Annotated in this window: 23 protein-coding genes; 5 read left to right on the forward strand and 18 right to left on the reverse strand. The window is 71.9% G+C overall.

Translation table 11 applies throughout. The annotated features are described in order from the left end of the window. Positions 1-34 precede the first annotated feature (34 nt). From pulA to ABZ192_RS11890, 3 genes are all read left to right on the forward strand, one after another. Positions 35-5,434 carry a pullulanase-type alpha-1,6-glucosidase gene (gene pulA, locus ABZ192_RS11880; RefSeq protein WP_356924354.1) on the forward strand — a complete coding sequence of 1,800 codons (5,400 nt, stop codon included), beginning with the start codon at positions 35-37 and terminating at the stop codon, positions 5,432-5,434. Positions 5,435-5,511: 77 nt separating this feature from the next. Further along, positions 5,512-7,131 carry a fused response regulator/phosphatase gene (locus ABZ192_RS11885; protein WP_356924355.1) on the forward strand — a complete coding sequence of 540 codons (1,620 nt, stop codon included), beginning with the start codon at positions 5,512-5,514 and terminating at the stop codon, positions 7,129-7,131. Positions 7,132-7,161: 30 nt separating this feature from the next. Next, the gene (locus ABZ192_RS11890; RefSeq protein WP_356924356.1) at positions 7,162-7,518 is read left to right on the forward strand and encodes a 5-carboxymethyl-2-hydroxymuconate Delta-isomerase; all 357 of its coding nucleotides are present in this window, start codon (positions 7,162-7,164) and stop codon (positions 7,516-7,518) included. Between the two features lie 54 nt (positions 7,519-7,572). On the opposite strand, the gene ABZ192_RS11895 is transcribed toward ABZ192_RS11890, so the two are convergent. The 3 genes from ABZ192_RS11895 to ABZ192_RS11905 form a co-directional block, all read right to left on the reverse strand. Beyond that, a complete protein-coding gene (locus ABZ192_RS11895) occupies positions 7,573-8,262 on the reverse strand; it encodes a TetR/AcrR family transcriptional regulator (protein ID WP_356924357.1) in 690 nt (229 codons plus the stop codon). A 94-nt stretch (positions 8,263-8,356) separates the two neighbouring features. Further along, a complete protein-coding gene (locus ABZ192_RS11900) occupies positions 8,357-10,279 on the reverse strand; it encodes a hypothetical protein (RefSeq protein WP_356924358.1) in 1,923 nt (640 codons plus the stop codon). Between the two features lie 47 nt (positions 10,280-10,326). Next, on the reverse strand, positions 10,327-10,854 hold the full coding sequence (locus ABZ192_RS11905) for a tetratricopeptide repeat protein (RefSeq protein WP_356924359.1): 528 nt from the start codon (positions 10,852-10,854) through the stop codon (positions 10,327-10,329). A gap of 148 nt (positions 10,855-11,002) precedes the next feature. On the opposite strand from ABZ192_RS11905, the gene ABZ192_RS11910 reads away from it, so the two are divergent. After that, the gene (locus tag ABZ192_RS11910; RefSeq protein WP_356924360.1) at positions 11,003-11,455 is read left to right on the forward strand and encodes a hypothetical protein; all 453 of its coding nucleotides are present in this window, start codon (positions 11,003-11,005) and stop codon (positions 11,453-11,455) included. Positions 11,456-11,536: 81 nt separating this feature from the next. On the opposite strand, the gene ABZ192_RS11915 is transcribed toward ABZ192_RS11910, so the two are convergent. The 9 genes from ABZ192_RS11915 to ABZ192_RS11955 all read right to left on the reverse strand — a co-directional run bounded on the left by ABZ192_RS11915 (position 11,537) and on the right by ABZ192_RS11955 (position 20,860). Beyond that, positions 11,537-13,096, reverse strand: a complete 1,560-nt coding sequence (locus ABZ192_RS11915) for a DUF1996 domain-containing protein (RefSeq protein WP_356924361.1) — start codon at positions 13,094-13,096, stop codon at positions 11,537-11,539. A gap of 203 nt (positions 13,097-13,299) precedes the next feature. Then, positions 13,300-13,953, reverse strand: a complete 654-nt coding sequence (locus ABZ192_RS11920; protein WP_356924362.1) for a response regulator transcription factor — start codon at positions 13,951-13,953, stop codon at positions 13,300-13,302. Further along, positions 13,938-15,209: a sensor histidine kinase gene (locus tag ABZ192_RS11925; protein ID WP_356924363.1), complete on the reverse strand. Its 1,272-nt coding sequence runs from the start codon at positions 15,207-15,209 to the stop codon at positions 13,938-13,940. The genes ABZ192_RS11920 and ABZ192_RS11925 overlap by 16 nt, the downstream gene beginning before the upstream one ends. A gap of 85 nt (positions 15,210-15,294) precedes the next feature. Further along, positions 15,295-16,296: an NAD-dependent epimerase/dehydratase family protein gene (locus ABZ192_RS11930; RefSeq protein ID WP_356924364.1), complete on the reverse strand. Its 1,002-nt coding sequence runs from the start codon at positions 16,294-16,296 to the stop codon at positions 15,295-15,297. 74 nt (positions 16,297-16,370) lie between these two features. Further along, positions 16,371-16,967 carry a winged helix-turn-helix domain-containing protein gene (locus ABZ192_RS11935; RefSeq protein ID WP_356924365.1) on the reverse strand — a complete coding sequence of 199 codons (597 nt, stop codon included), beginning with the start codon at positions 16,965-16,967 and terminating at the stop codon, positions 16,371-16,373. Between the two features lie 331 nt (positions 16,968-17,298). Then, a complete protein-coding gene (locus ABZ192_RS11940) occupies positions 17,299-18,219 on the reverse strand; it encodes a hypothetical protein (protein ID WP_356924366.1) in 921 nt (306 codons plus the stop codon). Between the two features lie 87 nt (positions 18,220-18,306). Beyond that, positions 18,307-19,338, reverse strand: a complete 1,032-nt coding sequence (gene glnII, locus ABZ192_RS11945) for a glutamine synthetase (protein WP_020274437.1) — start codon at positions 19,336-19,338, stop codon at positions 18,307-18,309. A gap of 360 nt (positions 19,339-19,698) precedes the next feature. Next, on the reverse strand, positions 19,699-20,358 hold the full coding sequence (locus ABZ192_RS11950) for a hypothetical protein (RefSeq protein ID WP_356924367.1): 660 nt from the start codon (positions 20,356-20,358) through the stop codon (positions 19,699-19,701). A 142-nt stretch (positions 20,359-20,500) separates the two neighbouring features. Then, a complete protein-coding gene (locus ABZ192_RS11955; protein ID WP_356924368.1) occupies positions 20,501-20,860 on the reverse strand; it encodes an arsenate reductase family protein in 360 nt (119 codons plus the stop codon). A gap of 200 nt (positions 20,861-21,060) precedes the next feature. On the opposite strand from ABZ192_RS11955, the gene ABZ192_RS11960 reads away from it, so the two are divergent. Beyond that, entirely contained in the window at positions 21,061-21,375 is a 315-nt protein-coding gene (locus ABZ192_RS11960; RefSeq protein ID WP_356924369.1) for a hypothetical protein, read from the forward strand. A 61-nt stretch (positions 21,376-21,436) separates the two neighbouring features. On the opposite strand, the gene ABZ192_RS11965 is transcribed toward ABZ192_RS11960, so the two are convergent. The 6 genes from ABZ192_RS11965 to ABZ192_RS11990 all read right to left on the reverse strand — a co-directional run bounded on the left by ABZ192_RS11965 (position 21,437) and on the right by ABZ192_RS11990 (position 26,703). Continuing rightward, positions 21,437-22,633: a winged helix DNA-binding domain-containing protein gene (locus ABZ192_RS11965; protein WP_356924370.1), complete on the reverse strand. Its 1,197-nt coding sequence runs from the start codon at positions 22,631-22,633 to the stop codon at positions 21,437-21,439. Between the two features lie 81 nt (positions 22,634-22,714). Further along, on the reverse strand, positions 22,715-24,355 hold the full coding sequence (locus ABZ192_RS11970; protein WP_356924371.1) for an alpha/beta fold hydrolase: 1,641 nt from the start codon (positions 24,353-24,355) through the stop codon (positions 22,715-22,717). A gap of 55 nt (positions 24,356-24,410) precedes the next feature. Next, a complete protein-coding gene (locus tag ABZ192_RS11975; protein WP_356924372.1) occupies positions 24,411-24,995 on the reverse strand; it encodes a hypothetical protein in 585 nt (194 codons plus the stop codon). Between the two features lie 7 nt (positions 24,996-25,002). Continuing rightward, positions 25,003-25,920, reverse strand: a complete 918-nt coding sequence (gene htpX, locus ABZ192_RS11980; RefSeq protein ID WP_356924373.1) for a zinc metalloprotease HtpX — start codon at positions 25,918-25,920, stop codon at positions 25,003-25,005. A gap of 97 nt (positions 25,921-26,017) precedes the next feature. Continuing rightward, entirely contained in the window at positions 26,018-26,392 is a 375-nt protein-coding gene (locus tag ABZ192_RS11985) for a signal peptidase I (protein ID WP_356924374.1), read from the reverse strand. A gap of 38 nt (positions 26,393-26,430) precedes the next feature. Then, entirely contained in the window at positions 26,431-26,703 is a 273-nt protein-coding gene (locus ABZ192_RS11990; RefSeq protein ID WP_356924375.1) for a hypothetical protein, read from the reverse strand. Positions 26,704-26,776: the final 73 nt, after the last annotated feature.

Here is a 26,776-nt window from a genome sequence, read left to right on the forward strand (position 1 = left end):
CCGAGAGAGCCGCAATCGCAAGGAGTCCACGTCAGTGATACCGAGATGGCCGGTGCCGTCCAGGCGCCGAACCTCCCGTGCCGGACGGGTCGCTGCGGTCACCGCCACCGCGCTGGCCGCAGCACTCGTCCAGCCTCTCGCCGCCGGGGCGGCCACCCCACCGGCGCCCCCGTCCGACGCGAGGCTCGCCGCCGAGCCCGCCCGCCACGACGCCACCCGTGAGCAGTTCTACTTCGTCCTGCCGGACCGTTTCGCGGGCGGCGACCCGCGCAACGACAAGGGCGGGCTGACCGGTTCACGCCTGTCCACCGGCTACGACCCCACCGACAAGGGCTTCTACCAGGGCGGCGACCTCAAGGGCCTGACCCGGAAGCTCGACTACATCAAGGGCCTGGGCACCACCGCCCTGTGGATGGCCCCGATCTTCAAGAACCAGCCCGTGCAGGGCACCGGCGCGAACGCCTCCGCCGGCTACCACGGGTACTGGATCACCGACTTCACCCAGGTCGACCCGCACTTCGGCACCAATGAAGACCTCGAAACCCTCATCGACAAGGCCCACGCCAAGGGCATGAAGGTCTTCTTCGACGTCATCACCAACCACACGGCGGACGTCGTCGACTACGAGGAGAAGTCCTACGACTACCTCTCCAAGGGCGCCTTCCCGTATCTGACGAAGGACGGCGTGCCCTTCGACGACGCCGACTACGCGGACGGGCGGCGGGACTTCCCCCGCGTCGACAGCGGCTCCTTCCCGCGCACGCCGAAGGTGACCCGGAAGAACAAGGTCCCGTCCTGGCTCAACGACCCGACGATGTACCACAACCGCGGCGACTCCACCTTCGCCGGTGAGAGCTCCGCGCACGGCGACTTCTCCGGCCTCGACGACCTGTGGACCGAGCGGCCCGAGGTCGTGCGCGGCATGGAGCGGATCTACCAGCGCTGGGTGCGGGACTTCGACGTCGACGGCTTCCGGATCGACACCGTGAAGCACGTCGACACGGAGTTCTGGACGCAGTGGGCGACCGCCCTGGACGCTTACGCCGCCGAACGGGGCCGCGACGACTTCTTCATGTTCGGCGAGGTCTACTCGGCCGACACGGACGTCACCGCCCCGTACGTCACCCGGGGCCGCCTCGACGCCACGCTCGACTTCCCCTTCCAGGAGGCGGCCCGGCAGTACGTCTCCCAGGGCGGCAGCGCGCAGCAGCTCGCGAGCGTCTTCGGCGACGACTACAAGTACACGACCGACAAGGCCAACGCGTACGAGCAGGTCACCTTCCTCGGCAACCACGACATGGGCCGCATCGGGCACTTCCTGAAGCAGGACGACCCGAAGGCCACCGACGCCGAGCTGCTGAGGAAGGACCGGCTCGCCAACGAGCTGATGTTCCTCAGCCGCGGCAACCCCGTCGTCTACTACGGCGACGAGCAGGGCTTCACCGGCGCGGGCGGTGACAAGGACGCCCGGCAGAGCATGTTCGCCTCCCGCACCGCCGACTACCTCGACGACGACCTGATCGGCACCGACCGCACCCACGCCGAGGACGCCTACGACACGAGAGCACCGCTCTACCGGCAGATCAGTGCTCTCGCGGGGCTCCGCAAGGCACACCCCGCCCTGGCCGACGGCGTCCAGGAGCAGCGCTACGCGGCCGACGGCCCGGGCGTGTACGCCTTCTCCCGCACCGACGCCCAGAGCGGCATCGAGTACGTCGTCGCCGTCAACAACGCGGACGAGGCGAGGACGGCGACCTTCGCGACCGGTTCGGCCGGCATGACCTTCAAGGGCGTCTACGGCACCGACGACTCCCTGAAGAGCGACGGTGACAGGAAGCTCACCGTCACCGTCCCGCCCGGCTCGGCGATCGTGCTCAAGGCGTCCGGCCGCCTCGCCGCGCCCGCCACCGCTCCGACGATCACCCTGAAGGCCCCGGTGGCCGGCGCCACCGGCACGGTGGAGCTCTCCGCCGACGTCGACGGCGGCCGGCTCAACCGCGTCGTCTTCGCCGCCCAGGTGGGCAACGGCAGGTGGCAGACGCTCGGCTCCGCCGACCACGCCCCGTACAAGGTCACCCAGACCGTCGCCGACGACGTACCGCCTGGCACGGCCCTGCGCTACAAGGCCGTCGTGGTCGACTCGTCCGGCCGCACCGCGAGCGCCCTGGCCGCCTCCACCACCGGCACCCCGCCGGCCGAGCCTCCGCCCGGCGCCTCCTCCCGCGACTACGCGATCGTCCACTACAAGCGCGCCGACGGCGACTACGCCGACTGGGGCCTGTACGCCTGGGGCGACCTCGCCGACGGCGAGGCCACCCAGTGGCCCGACAGCCACCCCTTCACCGGCCGGGACGCCTACGGCGCCTTCGCCTGGGTCAAGCTCAAGCCCGGCGCCTCGACCGTCGGCTTCCTCGTCGTCGACAAGGACGGCGACAAGGACGTCGCCACCGACCGCACGATCGACGTCACCAGGACCGGCGAGGTCTGGATCGAGCAGGGCAAGGAGACCGTCACCACCGAGCGCCCGGACCACCCGGCGCCCGACAGGACCAAGGCCGTCCTGCACTACCACCGCGCCGACGGCAACTACGACGGCTGGGGCCTGCACGTGTGGACGGGCGCCGCCCAGCCCACCGAGTGGTCGAAGCCCCTGAAGCCGGTCAAGACTGATACGTATGGTGCGGTCTTCGAGGTACCGCTCAGCGACGGTGCCACCAGCCTCAGCTACATCCTCCACAAGGGCGACGAGAAGGACCTGCCCGCCGACCAGTCGCTCGACCTCAAGACGTACGGCCATGAGGTGTGGCTGTTGAGCGGCCAGGAGAAGTACCTGCTCCCGCAGCCGGCGGGCACCTCGGCCGCGCTCGACCTGAGCACGTCCAAGGCGGTCTGGATCGACCGGAACACCCTCGCCTGGAACGGCTCCGAGGCCGCCGCCTCCACCCAGCTGCTGTACAGCCGGGACGGCTCGGTCGCGGTCGAGGACGGCGCCCTGACCAGCGACGACGAGAGGTGGCTCCGGCTGTCCAGGAGCACCCTCACCGATGCCCAGAAGGCGAAGTTCCCGCACCTGAAGGAGTACGACGCCTGGACCGTCGACCCGCGCGACCGCGACCGGGTGCGTGAGGCCCTGCGCGGTCAGGTCGTCGCCACGCAGCGGGCCGTGAACGGGGCCGTGCTCGCCGCGACCGGTGTGCAGATCGCCGGCGTGCTCGACGACCTGTACTCCGGCGCGACGAAGGCCGACCTCGGGCCGGCGTTCTCCGGGAGCCGCCCCACGCTGTCCGTGTGGGCGCCGACCGCGCAGCACGTGGCGCTGGAGATCGGCGACTCCACCGTGCCGATGAAGCGCGACGGCACCACCGGCGTCTGGTCCGTCTCCGGCCCGAAGTCCTGGAAGAACAAGCCCTACCGGTACGTCGTGAAGGTCTGGGCGGCCAGCGCCGGCAAGGTCGTCACCAACAAGGTCACCGACCCCTACTCGGTCGCCCTCACCGCGGACTCCGAGCGCAGTCTCCTGGTCGACCTGGACGACAAGTCCCTCAAACCCGTCGGCTGGTCGACGTACACCAAGCCCGAGGCCGTACCGCTGCGGGACGCCCAGATCCAGGAGCTGCACATCCGGGACTTCTCCGTCGAGGACAGGACGGCCAAGCACCCGGGCACCTACCTCGCCTTCACCGACAAGGCGAGCGACGGCTCGAAGCACCTGCGCGCGCTGGCGAAGGCCGGCACCTCCTACGTCCACCTCCTGCCCGCCTTCGACATCGCCACCATCCCGGAGCGCGAGGCCGACCAGGCGAGCGTCGACTGTGATCTGGCCTCCTACCCGGCCGACTCCGACAAGCAGCAGGAGTGCGTCGGGAAGATCGCCGCGAAGGACGCCTACAACTGGGGCTACGACCCGTACCACTACAGGGTCCCCGAGGGCTCCTACGCCACCGACCCGGACGGCACGGCCCGCACGGCCGAGTTCCGCAAGATGGTCAAGGCCCTCAACGACGACGGCCTGCGGGTCGTCATGGACGTCGTCTACAACCACACCGCGGCCGCCGGCCAGGAGCGGACCAGCGTCCTCGACCGGATCGTGCCCGGCTACTACCAGCGGCTCCTGGCCGACGGCTCGGTGGCGAACAGCACCTGCTGCGCCAACACCGCCACCGAGAACGCCATGATGGGCAAGCTGGTCGTCGACTCGATCGTCACCTGGGCCAGGCAGTACAAGGTCGACGGCTTCCGCTTCGACCTCATGGGCCACCACCCGAAGGCGAACATCCTGGCCGTACGGAAGGCACTGGACGAGCTGACCCTCGCCGAGGACGGCGTCGACGGCAAGAAGATCATCCTGTACGGGGAGGGCTGGAACTTCGGCGAGGTCGCCGATGACGCCCGGTTCGTCCAGGCCACCCAGAAGAACATGGCCGGCACCGGCATCGCCACCTTCTCCGACCGGGCCCGTGACGCCGTGCGCGGCGGCGGCCCCTTCGACGAGGACCCCGGCGTGCAGGGCTTCGGGTCCGGCCTCTACACGGAACCCAACTCCTCTGAGAACAACGGCAGTCCGGCCGAACAGAAGGCCCGCCTGCTGCACTACCAGGACCTGATCAAGGTCGGGCTCTCCGGCAACCTCGCCCGCTACCGGTTCACCGACACCGGCGGCAAGGAAGTCAAGGGCTCCGAGGTCGACTACAACGGCTCACCCGCCGGCTACGCGGACGCCCCCGGCGACGCCCTCGCCTACGCCGACGCGCACGACAACGAGTCCCTCTTCGACGCGCTCGCCTTCAAACTGCCCGCCATGACCAGCGCGTCCGACCGCGCCCGGATGCAGGTCCTGGCCATGGCGACGGCCACCCTGTCCCAGGGCCCGGCGTTCTCCCAGGCAGGCACCGACCTGCTCCGCTCGAAGTCCCTGGACCGCAACTCCTACGACAGCGGCGACTGGTTCAACGCCGTCCACTGGAACTGCGCCGACGGCAACGGCTTCGGCCGCGGACTGCCCATGGCGGCCGACAACGCCGCCAAGTGGCCGTACGCCAAGCCCCTGTTGAGCAAGGTGCGGGTGGGCTGCGAGCAGATCGAGGGCGCCTCGGCGGCGTACCGGGACCTGCTGCGGATCCGTACCACCGAGAAGGACTTCTCCCTCGGCACGGCCGAGCAGGTGCAGTCCCGGCTCTCCTTCCCGCTGTCCGGCAGGGACGAGACGCCCGGAGTGATCACCATGCGGCTCGGTGACCTCGTCGTCGTCTTCAACGCCACTCCCGAGCGGCAGGAACAGCGTGTCCCCGCACTCGCCGGGACCGGCTACCGGCTGCACCCCGTGCAGGCGGCGGGGGCGGACTCTACCGTCAAGTCGTCCTCCTACGCGGCGGAATCGGGCACGTTCGCCGTTCCGGGGCGCACGGTCGCCGTCTTCACCCGGGCCGCCGGATAGCCGCACTACGTTGGGTGGGGCAGGCCGCGACCGACGGTCCGCCCCACCTATGTACGCCCCGAGGCGCCCAGTCGACGATGGACCGCAACGGCACGCAGCACAGCCCCGGCACCACCGTGCTGGTCGTGGACGACGTCGCGGCCAGCCGGTACGCCATGGGCGCGGTGCTGAGCCGGGCCGGCCACCAGGTCGTGCCCGTCGCCAGCGGCGGCGAGGCGCTCGTCGAACTCGACGTCCGGCTCCGGGACGGCACCCTGCCCGACGTGGCCCTCGTCGACGTGGGCTTGCCGGACATGAGCGGTTTCGAACTGTGCCGCCGGGTCCGGGCCCGGCCGCCCCTGGCCGCGCTGCCCGTCGTGCACTTCTCCGCCGCCGCGACCGCCCCAGGCGACCGGTGCCGCGGCCTGGACGCGGGCGGCGACGCCTATCTGACCGTGCCCGCCGAGCCGCAGGAGATCCAGGCCGTCGTACGCGCCGCCGTGCGCGGGGCGCGCCGCAGCACGGGCGCCGAGACCACCGTCCACCGTCTGACGCTGCTGTCCGAGGCCATCGTCACCGTGCAGGCCGCCCGCTGCCCGCGGGAACTCGCCGCCGCGGCCGCCGACGGCGCCGCCCGACTCACCGCCTCGCCCGCCGTGGGCTTCGTGATCGGCCCGGACGGCGAGCCGTACCTGGGCACGGCCCGCTGCCGCCCCGCGCCCGCGTCCAGCGGCGCCCACCAGGCGGCGGCACGGCTGGTCACCCGGCTCGCGGAGGGCCGCACGGGCGTCCACAGCACCGTCGTCCCCGCGCCGTTGTGGCCGGCCGGGATGTTCCGGCCGGGCGTCGAGGACGACGCCCGCCTGACGGTGGCGACCGCGCAGGACGGCCGGACGGCGGTCTGCCTGGCCACACCCGTACGGCGTGCCGCGATCACCGATCCCGCTGCCGACGGGCTGCTCGCCCGCCTCGCCCAGGCCTGTGCCCTGGCCGCCGAGCCGCTGCTGCTGTACCGGGTGGAGCGGCACGTCGCCCTCACCCTCCAGCACAGTTTCCTGCCCCAGCCGCACAAGCTGCCGCACCTGCCCGGCGTCGACATCGTCGTCCGCTACGTGCCCGCCTCCCGGCAGACCGAGATCGGCGGCGACTTCTACGCCGCCCTGCGCACCGCCGAGGGCGTGCTCACCGCCGTCGGGGACGTCGTCGGGCACTCGCTGGACGCGGCCACCGTCATGGTCGAGATCCGGCACGCGCTGCGCGCCTACTGCGTGTCCGAGAGCGACCCGGTGGTCCTGGCCGGGCGGCTCGACCGGATGCTCCAGCAGTACCACCCCGACATCACGGCCACCGTGTGCCTGGCCCTGCTCGACCCCGGCAGCGGGCGGGTGCGCATCGCCAACGCCGGGCACATCCCGCCGCTGGTCCTGCGCAACGGGGGCGGCGCCGAGTACGTCGACGCGTGCGGTCCGCTGCTCGGACTGGGCCTGGAACGGCCCGCGGCGACCGAGCGGCAGCTGAAGCCCACCGATCGCCTCCTCATGGTCACCGACGGCCTCATCGAGACCCGCGGCACTCCCCTGGAGACCTCCCTGGAACAGCTCCGCACGGCCGCCGCGGACGCCCCGGCCGGCCTCGACACCCTCTGCGACGTGCTCCTCGGCTGCTTCGGCCGGGACCGTGAGGACGACATCGCGATGCTGGCGCTGCGGTTAGGGTGAGCCCATCGGCCGCCCAGACCAGGAGTGCTCATGCCGCAGATCACCGTCGACTATTCCGCCGACCTCGCGGACCACTTCGACCGGCCCGGGTTCGCGAAGGCGCTGCACGAGGCGACCGTCGAGATCGCGGCCGCCAAGCCGGCGGCGTGCAAGACCCGGTTCCGCCGGACCGAGGACATCGTGGTCGGCCCCGAGACCGAGGGGCACGCCCATGTGCACGTCCACATCGCGCTGCTCCCCGGCCGCACCGAGGAGACCAAGGCCCGGCTCACCGAGGCCGCCCTGGAGGTGCTGCGCACCCACCTGAAGGCCGCCGGGGGACGCGCGCTGCACGCCTCCGCCGAGGTGCGCGAACTGGACGCGTCCTACCGCAAGTTCGAGAGCTGAGAAGCCGGAGGGCTGAGAAACCTGAGGGCTGAGAAGTCCGGGAGCCGCGCGGTCTCAGGTCGCCAATGCCAGGAGGCGCCCGGCCAGGGTGGCGAACGGGCCGTCGGCCGGCTCCTCCCGGGCGATGCGGCGCATCAGGGCGCCCATCTCCGCGTCCTGGGCGGCGCTGACCGCGGTGAGCGCGGCGAAGTCGTGGACGAGCTGGACCTCCAGCTCGGCCCGCGGGATGCGCCGGCCGTCCAGCCAGATCAGCGCCGTCGACTCGGCGAGCGAGATCCAGGAACGCACGACCAGTTCCAGCCGCGCGGGCGGATCGGTCACGCCCAGATGCGAAAGGATCTGGACATACGCGGCCTGTCGTACGGAGTCGATGAGCGCGTTGGTCGTCGAGGAGCCCACCGCCGGGCCGCCGCGCATCAGGGCGGAGAAACCGGGGCCGTGCTCGTCGACGAAGTCGAAGAAGCGGCGCATCACCCGCAGCAGCCGCGCCCCCAGCGGCCCCTCGTGCGGTTCCACGAACCGGGCCGCGAGATCGTCCGAGGCCCGCTTCAACGCGGCCTCGTACAGGCTGAGTTTGCCGGGGAAGTAGTGGTAGACCAACGGGCGTGAAATGCCCGCGGCGGACGCTATCTCGTCGATGGAGACCTCGTCGGGCGAGCGGCGGCTGAACAGTTCGAGGGCGACGCCGATCAACTGCTGCCGCCGCTCCTCGACTCCCATTCTGCGGCGAACCCCGGTAGTCATGCGAACACCTTACCGATCGATTCCAGCCTTGAACGGATCGGATCGATCACGGATGTTCACGCGGGTGCCCCGGGCGGGTGCCCGGGGCCGTCGGTCAGTGCAGCCCGCCGATCGCACGCCCGTCCCGCAGGGTGCCCTTCAGCTCGGCCCGCGCTCCCTGCTCGGCCGGCACGGTCAGCAGACTGGTCTGCGACGACCCGGTGACCCCGCCCGTCGCCCGGACCGAAGCGGTCGCCCGGCTGCCGGCGGCCAGCAGATACCAGCCGCCCGCCTTCGACTTCCACAGCACCCCGGCCAGCACGTGCGGCTCGCGCGCCCCGCACGCGAGGACGTTCTCGGCCTTCGCCGCCACCGCCCCGTACCTCCCGCCCGGCGTGTGGAACTGGGCCAGCACCCGCGCCCCGCCGCCCCGCCAGGTCTCGGCCCGGGTGCACACCCACGAGGCCGTCCCGCTGGCGTCCGGCAGCGGCTGCTCGTTGAACGCCCAGGCGTTGACGCTGCGCACGCCCGCGGAGCGCACCGTCCCCAGCGAGCAGGCGAACGGCTCCCAGGTGCGCAGCGCCTCGGCGCCGGACACCTCGCCCGGGGACCCGGGCCGTCCGGCCGTCAGCCGGGCCGGGACCAGTTCACCGAGGTCGGTCAGCAGCCGCGTCTTCGTGCCGTCGGTCAGTTGCAGCACGTTCCACGACGTGCACGCGCCGGACCGCAGGGCCGGGCTGGCCAGCGGCGCGGTCACGCCGTCGGTGAGAGCCAGGTCCATCGCGCCGGAACCCGGCTTCATCAGGTCCCGCTCGCCCGCCTCCTTCACCCAAGGGGCGGTCAGGTAGCGGACGTTGCCGTCGGCCCGGCCGAGGACCACCGCGCCCGCCTCGGCCCGGCCCGCGCCGTCGACCCGGGCGAAGTCGAGGGCGGCGCCCTGCGTGCCCTCCTTCGGTTCGGCGTACCGGGCGATGCGCAGCCCGTCGTAGAGGATCACCACACGCGCCGCGTCGACCGTCCCCGCGTACAGCAGCTGGGGCGGTCCGGCCGGGCCGCCGGACGCGGTGCCGGGTGTCGCGGAGACCCGGACCGTCTCGCCGGGGCGGGCCCAGACGGCCAGGGCACGGCGCAGCAGGCCCGAGTCGCCGGTGAGGTCGCCGCGGGCCGGCCACACCGAGAAGTCGGTGCGCGCCGCGCCCCGCCACGCGGTGGGGGAGACCCGGGTCAGCTTCGCGGGGTTCAGGGCGGCCTGGGCGGCCGGATTGCGCGCGTACGGCGGCGCGGCGGCGCCCTCGGGCCCCCAGCCCTCGCCGGGCAGACCCAGCAACGCCCCGCACACCAGCAGGGCCGCCCCGGCGGCCAGCGCGGCCTTCAGGTGCTGGCGGCGCCGCATCAGGTCGGTGGGGCGGGCCTGGAGCGAGCAGGGGTCGAACTCGGGGGAGTCGAGCAGCCCGTACTGCGCGGGGATGCCGCCGGCCTCCAGCAGCGCGCCGTCCACGTCGGCGACGCCCGCGGCCGTGAGCACCCTGCGCACGCCGTCGTCCGTCAGCCGCTCCAGGCCGCGCAGCGCGTAGGCGGCCCGGGCCGGCCCGGACAGGGTGGACAGCCGCTGGTCCAGGGCGAGTTCGTCGGCGCCGCCGGAGCGCGGGAACAGCTTCAGGCCCCACACCTGCGGCAGCACCGGCGGCAGCTGGGACCGCTTCGGCCACGCCCTGCGCTTCAGCGGCAGCCCCGCCTCCAGCGCCGTACGCAGCACCTGCAGACGGACCAGGGCGTAGCCCGGGTCGCCGTCACGGCCGGTCGACTGGGCCGGGATCACCGGCGCCGGGGTGCGGTTGCGGGGGAGTGCGCGCTGGGTGAGGGCGTGTGCGGTGAGGACGCGCCTGTTGCGGCCCAGACCCGGCGGCAGCACCAGATAGGCGAGCCGCACGAGCCGCGGATAGTGCTCGACGAGCGCGGCCTCGGCCTGCTCGACATCGACGACCGGGCCGGCGGGGGAGGGGGGCGCGGGGCGCTGGGCGACATCCTGTGACTGCACGTTCAGCAGAACGAGCGAATCGGGGGATGGTCACCTGACCACGGGGGTCAGGCCCCCGGCTGCTCCCCGGGCTCGACGAGGAGCCGCGCGTAGTTCGCCATCGACCGCTGGTAGCGCGGCAGGTGCGGGGCCAGGGCGCCGAGGGCCAGCGACAACGCCTCGCGGTCGCGGCCCAAGCTGGACAGGCACAGCGCGAGCGTCGCGCGGACGGGGTCGTCCAGTTCGTCGGACGGGGCGTCCAGCTCGGCTTCGAGCAGCTTGACGCCCTCCGCCGCCTGTCCGATGTTCCGCAGGGAACTGGCCAGCTGGATCTTCGTGCGGCGGGCCTTGTAGGGGCTGACGCGGGCGAGGCCGAGGCCGAGCGCCTCCCGGTAGAGAGGGACGGCCTTGTCCGAGTGGCCCGTGGAGTCCCAGGCGCAGGCCTGCTCGAACGGCCCGAGGGGGCTGCCGTCCGGCAGCTCGGCGACGAGGGCGTCGACGTCGGCACGGAAGCGGGCCTCGTCCTCCTCCGTTTCGGCGTAGTCGTCGAACCGGTCCCACAGGGCGGCCACGCGATCTTCCCAGTCCTGGTTCACGGGGACACACTCGCACGGACGTGCCTGGGCTGACACCCGCTTTTTTGAGCGCTGCGCCCGCCACAGCCGTATCGAAGGCGAGAGCCTCTTGCCGGGGCTCTGTGCGGCATGCGTCCGGACCGTGCCGTGACAAGGACCGGAGGAACAGATGAGGGTGACCCGACCGATGCTCGCGCTGAGCGGCGCGGTGGCGATACTGGCGCTGGCCGGCTGCGGATCCGGCGGCAAGGACGAGGCGGCCGTGCCGGAGGCGGTGACCGGCAGCCTGGAGCACATCGCGGCAGAGGCCAAGTGCAAGCCGAACATGCAGACCGACGCCGACGAGATCCGCCAGGCCCTCTGCAAGAAGGGCAAGGAGAAGTACGTCCTCGCCACCTTCGCCACCGACCGCGGTCAGCGTGAATGGCTGAACGGTGCGAAGGACTACGGCGGCTACTACCTGGTCGGCCGCAAGTGGGTCGCCGTCGGCGAGAAGAAGACGGTCACGGCGCTCCAGGGCACCATCGGCGGGACCATGGAGGAGGGCTCCGAGCACATGAACCCCGGCGGCAGCCACAACAAGGGCGGCCACGGCGGCGGCAGCAGCAGCCATCACGGCTGACCGCCCCGGCGGAAACGGCAAGCGAAAGCCGGCGGTGGGATTTCCCACCGCCGGCTTTCTGCCGTTCTTACCGCGTGAGGACTACTGGCAGTCCTCGCCGTTGTTGATGCACTGGACCATCTCGTTCATCACGTTCTCGTCGAAAAAGTTGATGAAGTCGTTGTGGTCGGTGATCGGCTTGTGCAGCTGCTCCGGGAAGGAGTCCACCGCGAACGGGTTCTGGACCTGCCCGTTCTCGATCTGCGGCGCCGGGACGTCGTAGACCAGACGGACCTGGAGCTGGGGGATGGCCTTGAAGCCGTTCGAGCAGCTGCCGTCCGCCTCCACGAAGTCCACGTGGGTGCGGTGGTTGGCGCTGTCGATGTTCTGGCCGTCCCAGCAACTCTGGAAGTTGGACGTCCGCACCACGCTGCTGCCCTCGGGGCAGACCGGGTACTTGTCCGTCACCTGCCGGTCCTCGAAGCCGGTGCAGCTCCAAGAGGTGTTGGCGTTGTTCAGGCCGTTGGTGAAGGACTTGGCGTCACCCGTGATGATGCGCAGGGCCTTCGGCATGGCGACGACGTCGCTCGTCCGGTTGCCGACGAACTTCAGCTGCGCCTCGGCGGGCTCGATGATCTGGCCGACGTTGCCGTCCTGACCGCCACCGGGGTTGTTCTGGTCGAAGTCCTGCGAACCGTCCTGCAGTCGCAGCACCGGCCAGAAGTAGGACGACTTGTCGCCCTGGTTCTGACAGCTGGTGTCCGCCGCGGCCAGGTCCTCGTCACTCGCGAACGCGTCGTTGTCCTGGTTGCCCACGTAGTCGTGCACGTGCTGCGCACCGTTGGAGACACCGGGAGCAACGATCACGTTGTCCGAGTTGTGGTTGTCGTTCGAGTTGGTGCCGCAGTTCGTGGTGAAGGTGCCGGTGGAACCACCGTCGCCGTTCGCGGCGAGACCGTTCGGCAGGTTGCGGGAGTTGGGCTGGACGTCCTCGATGTTGATGAAGTCGTCGGCCACCGGGCCGTTGCCGGCCTGGCCGCCGTTGCCGCCCTGGCCCTGGTCCTGGCCGTTGTCGCCGCCCTGGTCCTGGCCGCCGTCCTGGTTCTGACCGCCGTCCTGGTTCTGGTCCTGGCCGTCCTGGTTCTGGCCGTCGTTGTTCTGACCGCCCCCGGCGTTGCCGTCGTTGGTGTTCGCGTCGGCGGCCATGCCCTGGCACTCCGCCATCTGGGCGAGGTTGTCCGGGGCCTGTCCGCCCACCCGCCGGATGTTGATGCCGATCCGGTCGATGGCCGCGACCCGCTTCGACTTCAGCGGGCCGAGGATCGCGTTGTTGACGAAGCCCGGGTCACCGGCCTGGGCCTGACGCGTGGAGGCGAGCCGCGAGTAGGCCTCGCTGATCTGCTTGTCGAGGTTGGCCAGCTCCTTGTCCACCCCCTGGCGGGCGCCGTCCGGCACGTCGGTCAGCTGCTGTCCGACGTCCGGGCACTGGATCGTGGCGATCTGTGCGCCCGCGGACTTCGTCTGGTTCGCCGAGTTCTCCTCATGCGCCGAGGCATAGAAGTTTGCCCAGATCAGCCCGCCCCCACCGAGCGCTAGGGCCGCCGATGCGGCTATGGCCTTGGTGGCCATCGGCGTCCGGCGTTTTCTTGTGTTGCGTCCCATGGAACTCCTCTGACTTCCTTTTTCGGGGGCATCGAGGCGCCCGACAGGAGTGAAGCGGCTCCCTTCCATACGGAGGCCGTCCCAGGGGTGTTCAGATGTCTCGGAAATTGATGCGAGATTCGTGAGGGAGCTGTGTTCTCAACAGCCCCACAGGCACCAGGAGTTGTTGATCACCGACCGTGGGTGAACAGGCGGGTCCGATATCACCGGCCGTGGTCGAGATACGCGAGAACCGCCAGCACGCGCCGGTTGTCGTCGTCCGAGACCTCCAGTCCCAGTTTGGCGAAGATGTTCGCGGTGTGCTTGGCGATCGCCCGTTCCGTCACGACCAGCCGGGCCGCGATCGCCGCGTTGGACCGGCCCTGCGCCATCAGCTCCAGCACCTCCCGCTCCCGGGGCGTCAGCCGGGCCAGCGGACGGTCGTCGCCCGACTGCCGCGCCAGCAGCTGCTGGATGACTTGCGGATCCATCGCCGTACCACCGGCGGCGACCCGCCGCACCGCGTCCACGAACTGCTCGGCGTCGAACACCCGGTCCTTCAGCAGATATCCGACGCCGCCGCTGCCGTCGGCGAGCAGCTCACGCGCGTACAGCTGCTCCACGTGCTGGGAGAGCACCAACACCGGCAGCCCGGGCCGCCTCCCGCGGGCCTCGAGCGCGCACTGCAGCCCCTCGTCGGTGTGCGTGGGCGGCAGGCGGACGTCGACCACGGCCACGTCCGGCTTCAGCTCGGCCAGCGCGGCGGCCAGTTCGGGACCCGACTCGACGGCCGCCGCGATCTCGAAGTCGTGCGCCTGGAGCAGCCGGACGAGTCCGTCGCGCAGCAGGAAGAGGTCTTCGGCTAGGACAACGCGCAAGGGATCTCCATGGTGACCATGGTGGGACCGCCCGCGGGACTGCCGACGGCCAGGACGCCGTCGAATGTACCCAGTCGCCGCTCCACCCCGGCCAGCCCGGAACCGGCCTCGATCACCGCGCCTCCCTTGCCGTCGTCGGTGACGGTCACCCGCAGATGGCCGTCCGTGTGGTGCAGGTCCACCCAGATCCGGTCGGCGCCGGAGTGCTTCACGGCGTTGGTGAGCACCTCGCTCACGGCGAAGTACGCGGCCGACTCCACGGGCGCCTCCGCCCGCCCGGGCAGGTCCACGTTCACCTCGGTGGCCACCGGCAGCCGCAGCGCCAGCGCCCGTACGGCGTCGCCCAGTCCGCGTTCGGCCAGGACCGGCGGATGGATGCCGCGCACCAGCTCGCGCAGTTCCGACAGCGCCTCGACCGAGGACCTGCGGGCCTGCGCGATCAGCTCCTTGGCCTTGGCCGGGTCCTTGTCGAGGAGCGCCTCGATGGTGCCCAGGTCCATGCCCACCGCGACCAGCCGGGCCTGCGCCCCGTCGTGCAGGTCCCGTTCGATGCGCCGCAGTTCGGCGGCCGAGGTGTCGACGGCATCGCGCCGCGTCTCGGTCAGGACCCGCACCCGCTCGGCCAGTTCCCGCTGGTTCGAGCCGAGGACGGCCTGGGTGAGCCGGTGGTGGACGTCCAGCAGGCGGAAGGTGAGGAAGTGCGCGAAGAACAGAACAACGAGGGCCAGGGCCGCCGCACCGAACGCGGAGGTCTGGTCGTGGACCCGCACGAATCCGTACCAGTACCCGTCTGCGCCGTCGAGAATCCGCCACAGCCCGGCCGCGAGCGCGAACCCCTCCAGCGGGAACAGCCACAGCGCGGCCGGCAGCAGAGCGGTGAGGAACCCGGCCGTCATGTCGACCGGCAGCCACCTCAGATCCCGCCAGGTCGCCGGGTCGCGCAGCATCCCGAAGGTGCGCGACCACGGATTGGCGTCCTTCGGCAGCGGCCGGTACGCCTGGGGTATCCGCACCCCGCCCCACTTCGCCGCGAGGTCGCGCCGCCAGTTCGCGAACGCCCGTACCCCCTGCAGCACGTACGGCGTCGTGACGAGCCCGATCCCGATCGGGATGAGCGCCATGGACACCAGGGACAGGGTGAAGCACAGCACCGCCCCCGGCAGGGAGACGAGGGCGACCCCCAGCCCCCGCATCGCCGCGAGGACGACGCCCCGCCCCTTCGTCCGCCCGTTGCCGCTCTTCGTGTCGATGGTCATGGCGTCAGTCTCGCCGAGCGGGGATGCCGGGTCACTGGGCCGGAACACCCGCTCCGAGGGTGGTGCCAGGTACACCTCCCACGCCTCAGACCGCCCCGAGCACCTTCGCCTCCACCTCCGGGTCGAGGCCCGAATGCGGCCGGTCGGGGCGCTGGGGCGCCACCCCGCCGAGGTCCTGGAGCCACCGCCAGGTGTCGGCCACGGTCTCCTCGACGGGCCGGCAGCTCAGCCCCGCCGCGACCGCCCGTGTGACGTCCCTGCTGTGCAGGGCGTCGTGCAGGTCACTGCCCGGCGGCACCCACACCGGCAGCTCCGTCCACGGCTGGATGCCCGCCTTCAGGATCACCTCCGGCTCGGTCCACCGCAGTTCGGCCGTGCCGCCGGTGACCCGTGCGCAGGTCTCCAGCAGCTCGCCCATCGTGGTGTGCCCCGGCGGACTGACCAGGTTGTACGGCCCGCTCAGCTCCCGCTCCGCCGCGTGCAGGGCCCACTCGGCCAGGTCACGGACGTCCACGTACTGGAGAGGCAGGTCGCGCGGGCCGGGCGCCAGCATCGGGCCGCCGCGCGCCGTGCGGGCCAGCCACCAGGGCAGCCGGCCGATGTTCTCGTAGGGGCCGAGGATCAACCCGGCCCGTACGAGCACCGACCGGTCCTCGCCGAAGGCGTCCAGCACGGCCAGTTCACCACCGCGCTTGTCCTGTGCGTACGCGGTCTGCTCCGCGTCGGCCGAGGCGCCCTCCACCAGCGGCGCGTCCTCGCCGTGCTCGGCGGCCCGGGGCCAGGCGTACACCGAGCAGCTCGACACGTACACGTACCGGCGGGCGCGGCCCCGCAGCAGCCGCGCCGCGTCCCGCACCGCGCGGGGCGCCGCCGACCAGGTGTCGACGACGACGTCCCACTCGCCCGGGTCCTCGGCGAGGGCGGCCAGGCCGCCGGGCGCGGTGCGGTCGCCGAGCAGCGAGCGCACACCCGGCGGCGCCTGGTGCCGCCCCCGGTGGAAGACGGTCACCTCCCACTCCCGGGCCAGGGCCGCCTCCACGACGGCCCGGCCCACGAACTCCGTACCACCCAGCATCAGAAGTCTCATGCCGTCGACTCTGCCCGCCGGGGCGGCGGTACGGAACGCCTGTCTGCCGTCAGCAGACGGGCGGGCACCGGGGCTCAGCCCCCCACGGGGGGCACGTACTTGTAGCCGACCCGGCGCACCGTGCGGATCGTGTCGCGGTGTTCGGCACCCAGTTTGCGGCGCAGGCGGGCGATGTGGACGTCGACCGTACGGCCGTCACCCACGTGTCCGTAGCCCCACACCGTGCCGACCAGCTGGTCACGGGTGTGCACCCGGCCCGGGTGCGCCACCAGGTGGGCCAGCAGCTCGAACTCCAGATACGTGAGGTCGAGCGGGCGCCCGGCCACCTCGGCGGTGCGCTGCACGGTGTCGACGCGGATCGGCGGCTCGCCGCCCGGGGCGGAGCCTGCGGGGCTTTCGGCGCGGGTCGTCTCCGACCGGCCGGGCGCCGCCGCCGGGAACGGCGGCTGCTGGTCGGCCGGTACGAGCACCAGGTAGCCGATCATCGGCGGCTGCCCCGGCAGCGTCGGCAGGGCGTGCTGGGGCGCCGGGAGCCAGGTGGCACCCGGCGGCAACAGGTCCGCGACGGTCACCACCTCGTCCCGGTCGACGGCACGCAGCCGATGCCGGGGTCCGGCGGCCGAGGGGGAGTTGAAGGGGGCGGCGGGAGACAGAGAACGAGTGGTCGCCATGAGAGTCAGCTCTTTCGCGCGAGGAGTTCGTCGGAGAGGTCGACGGCCGCGATTCGTGGTCGGGCTCGCCGAGGGACGTACGCGGTTCGCGCTGGCCGAAGGCCGGGGTGTACGGCTTTAGAGGGCCGGCGCGTTCGTCGCGCGGCAACACACCCGGTCGAAGTCGTGGTCCTGACGGGACGGCCAGAAGGGCTCGAGGTCATGGCGACCCGTCGCGGTGTGCTTCTGGTGGCTGGCCATGCGGCCATTGAAGCAGACGGGTGCCGGGTGCCGGGACCCTCCTCTCACAGCGTGGACAGCCGCCGGGCGGGCGCACGGCCCGCCCGGCACCTCATCCCACCAGGCGCTTGCGCCACTCCAGGGGCGCGACGTCGATCGACTGGCCCGGGTCGCCGTCCCACTCCGCGGACAGCCCGGCCGCGGCCAGCGCCGCCACCACCTCGTGTCCGACGGCCTTCGTGGTCTCCTCGGAGCCGTCGAACCCGCCGTAGTGGAGCGACAAACCGTGTCCCTGCGCCGCGCCGCGCGTGCCCTGGTGGTGGAAGAAGACGAACCCGCGCACCCCCGGCTTGCCGTCCGCCTCCGCGCCGATCTCCGACATGCCGCAGCCGCGGCAGCAGGTGAAGTCCTCCCGGGCGACGATGCCGTCGTCATCGAGGGCCGAGAAAGCCCGCTCCAGCCGGTCCGGTCCGGTGCGCTCGGTCCACTGCTCCTGCTCGTCGAGCCGGTCCAGCCAGAGGCGCTCGACGATCTCGCGGGCCTGTGCGGGGGAGAGGCCGTCCTCCATGAGGTAGACGGTCTCGCGGACCAGCTCGTCGATCCCCAGGTAGCCGTCGGTGAGCATCTCGCGGACGTACCTCCCGGCCCGCGCGGCGACCTCGGCCGCGAGGGCAGGGGCCGCCTCCGGCAGCCCGAACTCCTCGCGCTCCCAGCAGACTCCGGCGTCCCAGCCGTCCTCCTGCCGCGCCCAGCGCACCATCACGTCGGCGACGAGGGCCGGGTCGGTCACCCGGGCCACCCACATGTGGGGGACGCGGCCCGTGCGGTGCTGGAGGTCGTACGCCCCGTCCCCGTCGCGTGCCGTCTGGATGAAGACCAGCGGCCGGTCCGGTATCCGCTGCACCACCAGGAAGTGGTCGTCGTCGCCGCCGATCCGCTGCACCAGCTCGCGCAGTTGCCGCGCCGGCATCCGCGCGTACGTCTGCCCGCTCTCCGTCTTCACCTTGATGCCGAGGCCCCCGTCGATCTCCATGCCCCCACGATGACACGCCCCACTGACAACGCGAGGGGCGCCCACCGCGAACGGTGAGCGCCCCTCAGGAGCCTTGTTCCGGGCGGATCAGACCTGGCCGGCCTTCTCCAGCGCCGAGCAGCAGGTGTCGACGAGCAGCCGGGTCACCACGTACGGGTCGACGTTGGCGTTCGGGCGGCGGTCCTCGATGTAGCCCTTGCCGTCCTTCTCGACCTGCCACGGGATACGGACCGAGGCACCACGGTTGGAGACGCCGTAGGAGTACTCGTTCCACGGGGCGGTCTCGTGCAGACCGGTCAGGCGGTCGTCGATGCCGGCGCCGTAGTTCTTGACGTGGTCGAGCGGCTTGGAGCCCTCACCGAGCGACTCGGCAGCGGTGATGATCGCGTCGTAGGACTCGCGCATCGCCTTGGTGGAGAAGTTGGTGTGCGCGCCGGCGCCGTTCCAGTCGCCCTTCACCGGCTTCGGGTCCAGCGTCGCGGCGACGTCGAAGTCCTCGGCGGTGCGGTACAGCAACCAGCGGGCCACCCACAGCTGGTCGGAGACCTCCAGCGGGGCCAGCGGGCCGACCTGGAACTCCCACTGACCGGGCATGACCTCGGCGTTGATGCCGGAGATGCCCAGGCCCGCCTTCAGGCAGTTGTCCAGGTGCGCCTCGACGACGTCACGGCCGAAGATCTCGTCGGCGCCGACGCCGCAGTAGTAGCCGCCCTGCGGGGCCGGGAAGCCGCCCTTGGGGAAGCCGAGCGGGTAGCCGTCCTTGAAGAAGGTGTACTCCTGCTCGATGCCGAAGATCGGCTCCTGCGCCGCGAACTTCTCCTCGACCTCGGCCAGCGCGGCACGCGTGTTGCTGGCGTGCGGGGTCAGGTCGATGTTCAGGACCTCGCACAGCACCAGGATGTCGTCGCCGCCGCGGATCGGGTCCGGGCAGGTGAAGACCGGCTTGAGGACACAGTCCGAGGCGTGGCCCTCGGCCTGGTTGGTGGAGGACCCGTCGAAGCCCCAGATCGGCAGCGCGTCGAGACCGGCGGGCGAGCCCGCGATGATCTTGGTCTTGGAACGCAGCTTGGCCGTCGGCTCGGTGCCGTCGATCCAGATGTACTCAGCCTTGAAGGTCACGGGCCACATCCTTGGGTGTGTCTGGGCGCGTATCGCGGGTGCTTGCGGCGCTGCGGCACTGGGGCGCCGCTCAATGCCCGGCAGCCTGTCAACAGGCGATTTCCCGGCCATTGCTCGAATGTGAACCCCGTGTTACCTGGTGCCGCTGTGCCGCACCTCACGCTGTGAGGGTGTGTGCTCGCGGGGCAGGAGCCGGTCACCGGCTTCCCTCCGTCAAGCCGGTGACCGGCGCCGCGTGTCCCACAGCGCGCCGGTCCTGCCGCTCCTGGCCGGGAGCGGCAGGACCGCTGACACGTACGAGGGGGCGGCCGAGGGGTGGGCCGCCGCCTCAGTGACTCACTCGGCCTCGCTCGTACGGCGTCACCCCACCTTCTCGATCACGGCCCGGCGGATCAGGAACTTGCCGGGCTCACGGACCTGTTCGAAGGCCGCGTTGTTGAGCAGCACACAGCTGCCGGAGACCGAAGTGACCTCCACCGTCGTGGACTTGTCGTTGTCCAGGTTGGTGACCTTCAGCTTCGTACCGGCCGGGAACTGGTTGCTGGACGCGGCGGGCGCACCGTCCTCGCCGGAGAGCGTGACGGTGGAGCCGTTGCACACCTGCTGACCGGAGGCCGCGGCGTCACCGCCGGAGTTCTCCGCGGGGGCCGACGGGGTCGACGGCGCGGACGGGGCGGGCTGCGAGGGCTGCGCGGCCTGGGAGTCCTGAGCCGACTCCCCAACCGCGCACCCCGACGCCTCCTGCTTCCGCTTGATCTCCTCGACGACCGCCTGGCGGTTGGCGATCCGGGCTTCCGACTGGGCGTCGGGGTTGGCCCGCTGGTCGGCGATGAACTTCTCGTTGTTGCCGAGGGCGGTGGCGAGTCCCAGACAGGCCGTCGACTCCGCCGCCGACTTGGGGGCCGGCGGCGTGGCGTTCGACGTGCTCGCCATGACGAAGGCCCCGCCTCCCGCCACGGTCGCCGCGCTCACCAGCAGCGCGATCTTCTTCTTCGTACCGAGCGTTCTCCTACGCGACATGCGCGCCTCCTGAAGAGGTAGGGGGAGCGTACGCCGCTATGTACGAGATACCGAACGAGGTTACTCAGCGGTTACAGGAGTCACTGAAGTAACCTCCGTCACACAAGAAGGAGATCTCCAGGGGGCATCTCCAGGGGGACCTCTAACGGGAGAGGGCGTCCCGCACGGCCTCGTCGGTGCGCGCGACCACCGCCGTACCGTCGTCCGCCGTGATGATCGGCCGCTGGATCAGCTTGGGGTGCTCGGCGAGGGCCTTGATCCACCGCTCCCGCGAACTCGCGTCCCGGGCCCACTCCTTGACGCCGAGTTCCTTGGCGGCGGCCTCCTGGGTGCGGGTGATGTCCCAGGGCTCCAGGCCGAGCCGGTCCAGCACGCCCCGGATCTCGTCCTCGCTCGGCACGTCCTCCAGATAGCGGCGGACGGTGTAGTCGGCGCCCTCCGCGTCGAGCAGCTTCACGGCACTGCGGCACTTCGAACAGGCCGGGTTGATCCAGATCTCCATGGGGCTACGGTACGCCCCCGTGACGCCGGTGAGCGCGGGCCCGAACCCCGTTCTCCACTCGTGTCACCGCACCCCCGAAAGCCCTTGTGGCCAGGGCCTTTTGTCAGTGGTGGGCAGTAGAATAGAAGCAGTGTTCGAGGGTGGCGCCGGGATCGCCGAGGACCCCGGAGTGCCGCCCTCACCGCGACAGGAGGATGCCTGTGCCCGCTGCCGCACTGAAGCCGAAGCCGCTGCCCACCCAGTCCACCGCGAAGCGCCCCGTCCTGCTCGACCTGCCCTACGTGCCCGTGGAGAAGCGGCCGCTGCCGCCGGGCCGGCCGCGCGAGTGGTACGTCGCGCACAACCGTCGCCTCAAGGCGATGCGCCTCGCCATCGCCCTGCTCGACTCCGGCGTCTACATGCCGAACCAGGCCCGCAACGAGACGATCCGCGACACGGCGGAACTGATCGGCGTCCACCCGCCGTCGGACACGACGTGCCACATGGTGAGGGCGTTCATGCGGTACTCGCGATGAGCTGACCGGAGCGCCGGGTGCCCGTCCTTCCGGGCACCCGGCGTCGGCGTTCCTCCGGAGCTCAGTCGTCCCGGCCCGCCGCCAGCTCCTTCTCCAGCGGCGTCCGGAAGCGCGGCGTGATCCGCGTCGTCCCCACCCACCTGCTCAGCTGCTCCGCCTCCTTCTCGATCGCCGCCAACGCCTCCCGGCCCGTCCCCGCCTCGTCGAGGATCCGCCAGACGATCTCCCCGTCGGGGCGCTGGGCCCAGCCGCCGACCACGCGTCCGTTCCACCACACCGTCGGCCCGACGTTCCCGCTGCGGTCGAACAGCCGGGGCCGCAGTTCCGGCGCGAGATACCAGTCGCGCTGCTGCCACCCCATCGCCGTCGGGTCGAGGGCGGGCAGCAGCGCCGCCCAGGGCTCGCCGGGCGCGGTCACCTCGTCGACGTCACCGGCGGTCACCCATCCCGTGCCCTCGTCCAGCGACACAGGCTGCGCCCCGATCGCGGTCAGTGCCGCACGGACCTCCGTCACGCGCCACCCCGTCCACCACTTCAGATCGGCTTCGGTCGCCGGACCACACACGGCGAGCCACCGTCCCAGCAGCTCCGCCTGCGCCTGCGCCGGGTCCAGTTCGGGATGCTCCGGCGCGACGGCCCAGCGGAACTGGCTGGACGTCCAGGAGCCGAGCGGCCGCCCCCGTACGACCTTCCCCTCGACGCCCAGCACCCTCAGCAGCCGGGTCGAGACCGTGTGCACCCCCTCGTAGCGCTTCCCGGCCGCGTACACGAACTGCTCCCGCAGCCGCGGCTCGTCCGCGGCGAGTTCGGCGGCCGTGGCCTGCCCGCGCCGGGCGAGCGCCGCCAGCGCCGACTCCTCGACCTCCGCCAGCCAGGCCGCGTCCGGCGCCCCGGCCGCCGCCATGTCCCTGAGCAGCGCGGCCCGCTCCCGGGCGGCGACCGCCAGGCCGGTCGAGGCGTGCACGACCGCCGTCAGGGCCGTGGGGAACACGAACACCGTGTGCCGCATGCCGTGCATCCGCACCAGGGAACGATCGTCGTACAGGGCGCGCCCGGTCTCCGCCACCGTCCTCGCGGGGTCCGCGAGCCGCGCGCCCACGGCCAGGTACACCGCCGCAGGGTCCGTGCCGTGCAGGGCCACAAGCGAACCGGCCACCTCCTCGGGACTCCCCGCCCGCGCCTGCCCCGCCAGCCGCTGCCGCAACGCGAGCCGCGCCCGCCGCTCCGCCACCCCGATGTACCGCTGCGCCCCGCCCATACCGGCCTCCACTCGTCGTGCCCGTCCGACTCCCACTGCATCTTCGCGAACGCCACTGACAATCGACCGTCGGCGGCCCGCTCAGGCGTACCGCTCCAGCAGCCCCGCCACATAGGCCTCCAGCCGCCCGCCCAGCACCTGGGGCATCAGATCCGCCCGGCCCAGCTCCCGCCACGGGCCCGCCAGCTTCTCCGCGGCGGGGGCGTAGGCCAGGGCGTCGAGCAGCCGCCAGTACAGGTGGTCCGGGCCGTCGGCGAGCCGGTGGCCGCCGTGCGCCTCGTAGCGTTCCCGGAAACCGAGGCCGACCTCCGGGCCGTGCAGCAGCGCGAGGGCCGTCGAGCAGTGGGCGACGTCCAGGTCGGAGGGGCCCCACGAGGTCTCCACCCAGTCGACGACACCGCTGATCCGCAGGCCGGCCCCCGAGCCGGTGAACAGCACGTTCCCGGGGTGGAAGTCGCGGTGCAGGAAGCAGCCCTCGTACGGCGGCGGGTCGCGGCGGATCACGTCCACCGCCCGTTCCCACATCGTCCCCTGGGGTGCGCGCACCCGCTCCGGGGATGTCCAGGCCTGGTACGGCCGCGGGCGCTCCTCGGGGACGACCCCGTGGATCCGGCACAACTGGGCCGCCAGCAGATCCACCCGCCGGTCCAGGTCGTCCTCCTCGTCCACCCGGACCCGCCCCGGCAGCTCGGACATCAGCAGGGACGGATGGTCGCAGTGCTCGGCGGTCGCGTCCACGCCGGCCGGCTCGGGCGCCGGCACGCCCGCCTGCCCGGCCAGCAGCGTGAGCACCTCCGCCTCGCGGGCCAGCAGCCCGGGGGCGTGCCGCCGGAAGAAGGGCTTCACGAAGGTCCGCAGGACGAGCGCGGTGCCGTCGTCGAGGGCGAGCCGCCGCATCTGTGCGCTCCAACCGCCCGTGAGGAAAGTGGACGTGTCGACCGTACGGCCCTCCGGGAGCTGTTTGGCCACCCACGCGCGGGTCGCCGTCCAACCCTGCTCGCCCAGCCCTGTCAGGGCAGCCGTGACGAACTCCCGCAGGTCGCCGGGGTGGTCGCGGAACCAGCGGCCCAATCGGTGCTGTGCCTCGGGGAGTTCCCAGTGGGTGAACTGGGCGCGCCGGGCCAGTGCCTCCGAGACGGCGTCCGTCACGGTGGGCGTGACCTCGTCCGTGCCCGGCACCGCGAGCACCGCCCGCCCCTCGTACCCGCGCAGGACGTCGAGCGCGGGCGACTCCCGCCGGCTTCCGGGCCGCCGGATGATCTCGCTGAACCGCCCGCCATCCGCGCCGAACGGCACGTCCCACGCCTCAGCCGCATACACCGCCGGCGCGCACAGTCCCAGTGCGCCCACCCGGTCCCCGTAGTGCCGGACGAGATCGGCCACCGTCTGGCCGCTCATGCTGAAGCCGACGAGGACCAGCGGCCCGTCCACGCGCGCGTGCGCATCGATGACCGACGCGGCCTGCTCGAAGCGGCGGCGCAGGCTCAGCTCGCTGAGCAGGCCGGTGCTCTCCCCGTGCCCGGAGAAGTCGAAGGCGAGGGCGTGGCAGCCGTGCGCGGCGAACTCCGACAGCAAGGGCACCAGCGGCTCCTTGCTGCCGTTGCCCGCGCCGTGCAGGAGTACGGCGGTCGCCCTGGCCGGCCCGCCCGGGCCGGTGTCGCAGGACAGCCCGGCGAGTCGTTCACCGTCGACGGTGTGCGTGAAGGAGATCAGCTCACCCATGCGGCCATTCACTCACGCACCCCGGGTCCGGTGACGGGCGATCACACCGGGACCGTCACAGACCCGGTGCCCCCCACACCGGGAACCAGCGGTTCAGGTCCTGCTCGATCGGCAGGTCCTCGGCGAGCGCCGCCCGTACCTGGAGTTCCAGCGCGTTGTCACGCCGCTGGGCTTCTCCCGGCAGGGGCGCGAACGGGTAGAAGGTGCCGCGCTTGTAGAGGTAGACCAGCCCGAGCCGCCGGCCCGACCGGTCCCCGAACCCCGCGAGCGAGCACAGGAGTTGAGGGCCAAACCCGTTGACCTCCATCTGGCTGTTCACGGCGTGCAGGTCCGTCACGAGCGGGGCCAGCTGGTCGGGGGCGCGGTGCGAGACCAGCCAGGAGTAGCCGTAGTCGTCCTGCCGCAGTTCCACCGGAGGGCCGTCGCGGTCGGTGTCCGCGTCCAGCAGTGCCTGCACCTCGCGGTGGGTCTGCTCGAAGGCCGCGCCCTCGACCGTGGCGAAGCACACCGCGCCCTGACCGGTCGGGGTGAAGCCCGCCGCGGCCTCCAGCGTCACGGCCGCCGACGGCAGCGCGAAGAGCCGGTCCAGGTCCGGCGCGACGGGCTTCGTGCGGCCGAGCAGAATGTCCAGCAGCCCCATGCCCCGCTCACACCCCTCCGGAGGACGTCGCCTCGCCCAGCTCGGCCGAGATCCGGCCCAGCTGGTCGAGCCGCTGCTCCAGGCTCGGGTGGGTCGAGAAGAGCCGTGCGACACCGGGCTCGCGGCCCAGCGCCGGCGTGAAGTAGAAGGCGTTGAAGGCCTGGGCCGTGCGCAGGTCCTTCGTCGGGATGCGGGCGATGTCCCCCGAGACCTTGGTGAGGGCGGAGGCCAGCGCCGAGGGCCGGCCGGTGAGGAGCGCCGCCGCACGGTCCGCGGCCAGCTCCCGGTACCGGGACAGGGACCGGATCAGCAGGAAGCTCAGCGCGTACACGGCCGCCGACACGCCCATCACCGCGGCGAAGACCACCGCCGTGTTCTGGTCCCGTCGGCCCCCGCCGAACAGCTGCGAGTAGAAGGCGAACCGTACGATCAGCCCGGCGAGCACACCGAGGAACGAGGCGACCGTGATCACGGCGACGTCCTTGTGCGCGACGTGCGACAGCTCGTGCGCGAGGACGCCCTCCAGTTCGGCCGGCTCCAGGCGCCTGAGCAGCCCGGTCGTCACACAGATCACGGCATGGTCGGGGTTCCGCCCCGTCGCGAACGCGTTGGGCATGTCCATATCGGACACGGCCACCACCGGCTTGGGCATGTCCGCGATGGCGCACAGCCGGTCCACGACCCCGTGCAGCTCGGGATGCTCCTCCCGCTCCACGACCCGCCCGCGCATCGCGAACAGTGCGACCCGGTCCGAGAACCAGTACTGCGCCCCGAGCACCGCCGCCGCGATCAGCACGACCAGCACCCACGACTTCAGCAGCACGATCAGCGCCGCGACGAACCCCACGTACACCAGCCCGAGCAGGAACAGTGTGATCCCCATACGGGTGGTCAACCGCCGGTCGCTCCGGAAACGGCTGTGCATCTGCATCACCCCGCAGTCAGGCACTCGTCCCACTGCCAGTGTGCACCCGGCCCCGCCCATGAACGGGTCGCGATCATCCCCAGGCCCGGCAAAGCCCTCAGCCGCCCCCGCCGCCCACCACGTACCCGGGCACGGACGGCCACCGGACCGTCAGCACCACCGACTCCTCCTCGGCGTACCAGGAGTGGTCGACCCCGCGCCCCCACACGACGTAGTCGCCCTGCCGCTCCAGCAGGACACTGCGACCGGGAAGTTCCACCCGGAAGCGCCCGCTGATGAGCACCAGCAGCGCGGTCCGCTCCTCGCCCCGCACCCACTGCGCGCGCTCGTCGCCGGCCGGATGGACACCCCACTTGATCTCGACGGCCTCGCTGTGCCGCGGATCGCCGACGTCCTTGAAGTGCCCGAGGAGCCACCCCCGGTCCAGCGCCGCGTCCTTGCCCGCGTTACCCGCGTACACACCGTCATCCACGCGGCCGGACGCTAGCACCCGCCCCGACGGGACAGGGCCTAGTAGGGCGCCCGGAAGTTGAGGTACCCGAGCAGCACGATCACCGCGGCCACGCAGCCGATCACCACTGCCGTCGACACCCACGACGAGCGGGCCCCACGGCCGGACGACCTGTGGTCGGGCTCGGGGCGGAAGGGCACGGGCCCGGGCGGGTTGTGCTTCCAGCGCGCGGCGAGCATACGGGCCCGCGCCGAGGGCTCCTTGTGCTCGGCACTGTCCGCCCATCTGAGGTCGAACTCGCGCTCCTGGCCGTCCTGTTCGTGCTCGGGCATCTCCTGCTCCACCCCCGTGAGGTCGTGGCAGCAGAATAGAACACACGACCGCGCCCCCGCTGCCCGTAGGGGC

The sequence above is a fragment of the Streptomyces sp. NPDC006235 genome (assembly GCF_040613735.1).
Lineage (GTDB): Bacteria > Actinomycetota > Actinomycetes > Streptomycetales > Streptomycetaceae > Streptomyces.

Bases quoted from the DNA above. Each gene is read 5' to 3' on its own strand.
- ABZ192_RS11885 (WP_356924355.1), top strand. From the start codon at position 5,512: ATGGACCGCAACGGCACGCAGCACAGCCCCGGCACCACCGTGCTGGTC.
- ABZ192_RS11890 (WP_356924356.1), top strand. From the start codon at position 7,162: ATGCCGCAGATCACCGTCGACTATTCCGCCGACCTCGCGGACCACTTC.
- ABZ192_RS11895 (WP_356924357.1), bottom strand. From the start codon at position 8,262: ATGACTACCGGGGTTCGCCGCAGAATGGGAGTCGAGGAGCGGCGGCAG.
- ABZ192_RS11910 (WP_356924360.1), top strand. From the start codon at position 11,003: ATGAGGGTGACCCGACCGATGCTCGCGCTGAGCGGCGCGGTGGCGATA.
- ABZ192_RS11915 (WP_356924361.1), bottom strand. From the start codon at position 13,096: ATGGGACGCAACACAAGAAAACGCCGGACGCCGATGGCCACCAAGGCC.
- ABZ192_RS11925 (WP_356924363.1), bottom strand. From the start codon at position 15,209: ATGACCATCGACACGAAGAGCGGCAACGGGCGGACGAAGGGGCGGGGC.
- ABZ192_RS11930 (WP_356924364.1), bottom strand. From the start codon at position 16,296: ATGAGACTTCTGATGCTGGGTGGTACGGAGTTCGTGGGCCGGGCCGTC.
- ABZ192_RS11935 (WP_356924365.1), bottom strand. From the start codon at position 16,967: ATGGCGACCACTCGTTCTCTGTCTCCCGCCGCCCCCTTCAACTCCCCC.
- ABZ192_RS11940 (WP_356924366.1), bottom strand. From the start codon at position 18,219: ATGGAGATCGACGGGGGCCTCGGCATCAAGGTGAAGACGGAGAGCGGG.
- ABZ192_RS11950 (WP_356924367.1), bottom strand. From the start codon at position 20,358: ATGTCGCGTAGGAGAACGCTCGGTACGAAGAAGAAGATCGCGCTGCTG.
- ABZ192_RS11955 (WP_356924368.1), bottom strand. From the start codon at position 20,860: ATGGAGATCTGGATCAACCCGGCCTGTTCGAAGTGCCGCAGTGCCGTG.
- ABZ192_RS11965 (WP_356924370.1), bottom strand. From the start codon at position 22,633: ATGGGCGGGGCGCAGCGGTACATCGGGGTGGCGGAGCGGCGGGCGCGG.
- ABZ192_RS11970 (WP_356924371.1), bottom strand. From the start codon at position 24,355: ATGGGTGAGCTGATCTCCTTCACGCACACCGTCGACGGTGAACGACTC.
- ABZ192_RS11975 (WP_356924372.1), bottom strand. From the start codon at position 24,995: ATGGGGCTGCTGGACATTCTGCTCGGCCGCACGAAGCCCGTCGCGCCG.
- htpX (WP_356924373.1), bottom strand. From the start codon at position 25,920: ATGCACAGCCGTTTCCGGAGCGACCGGCGGTTGACCACCCGTATGGGG.
- ABZ192_RS11990 (WP_356924375.1), bottom strand. From the start codon at position 26,703: ATGCCCGAGCACGAACAGGACGGCCAGGAGCGCGAGTTCGACCTCAGA.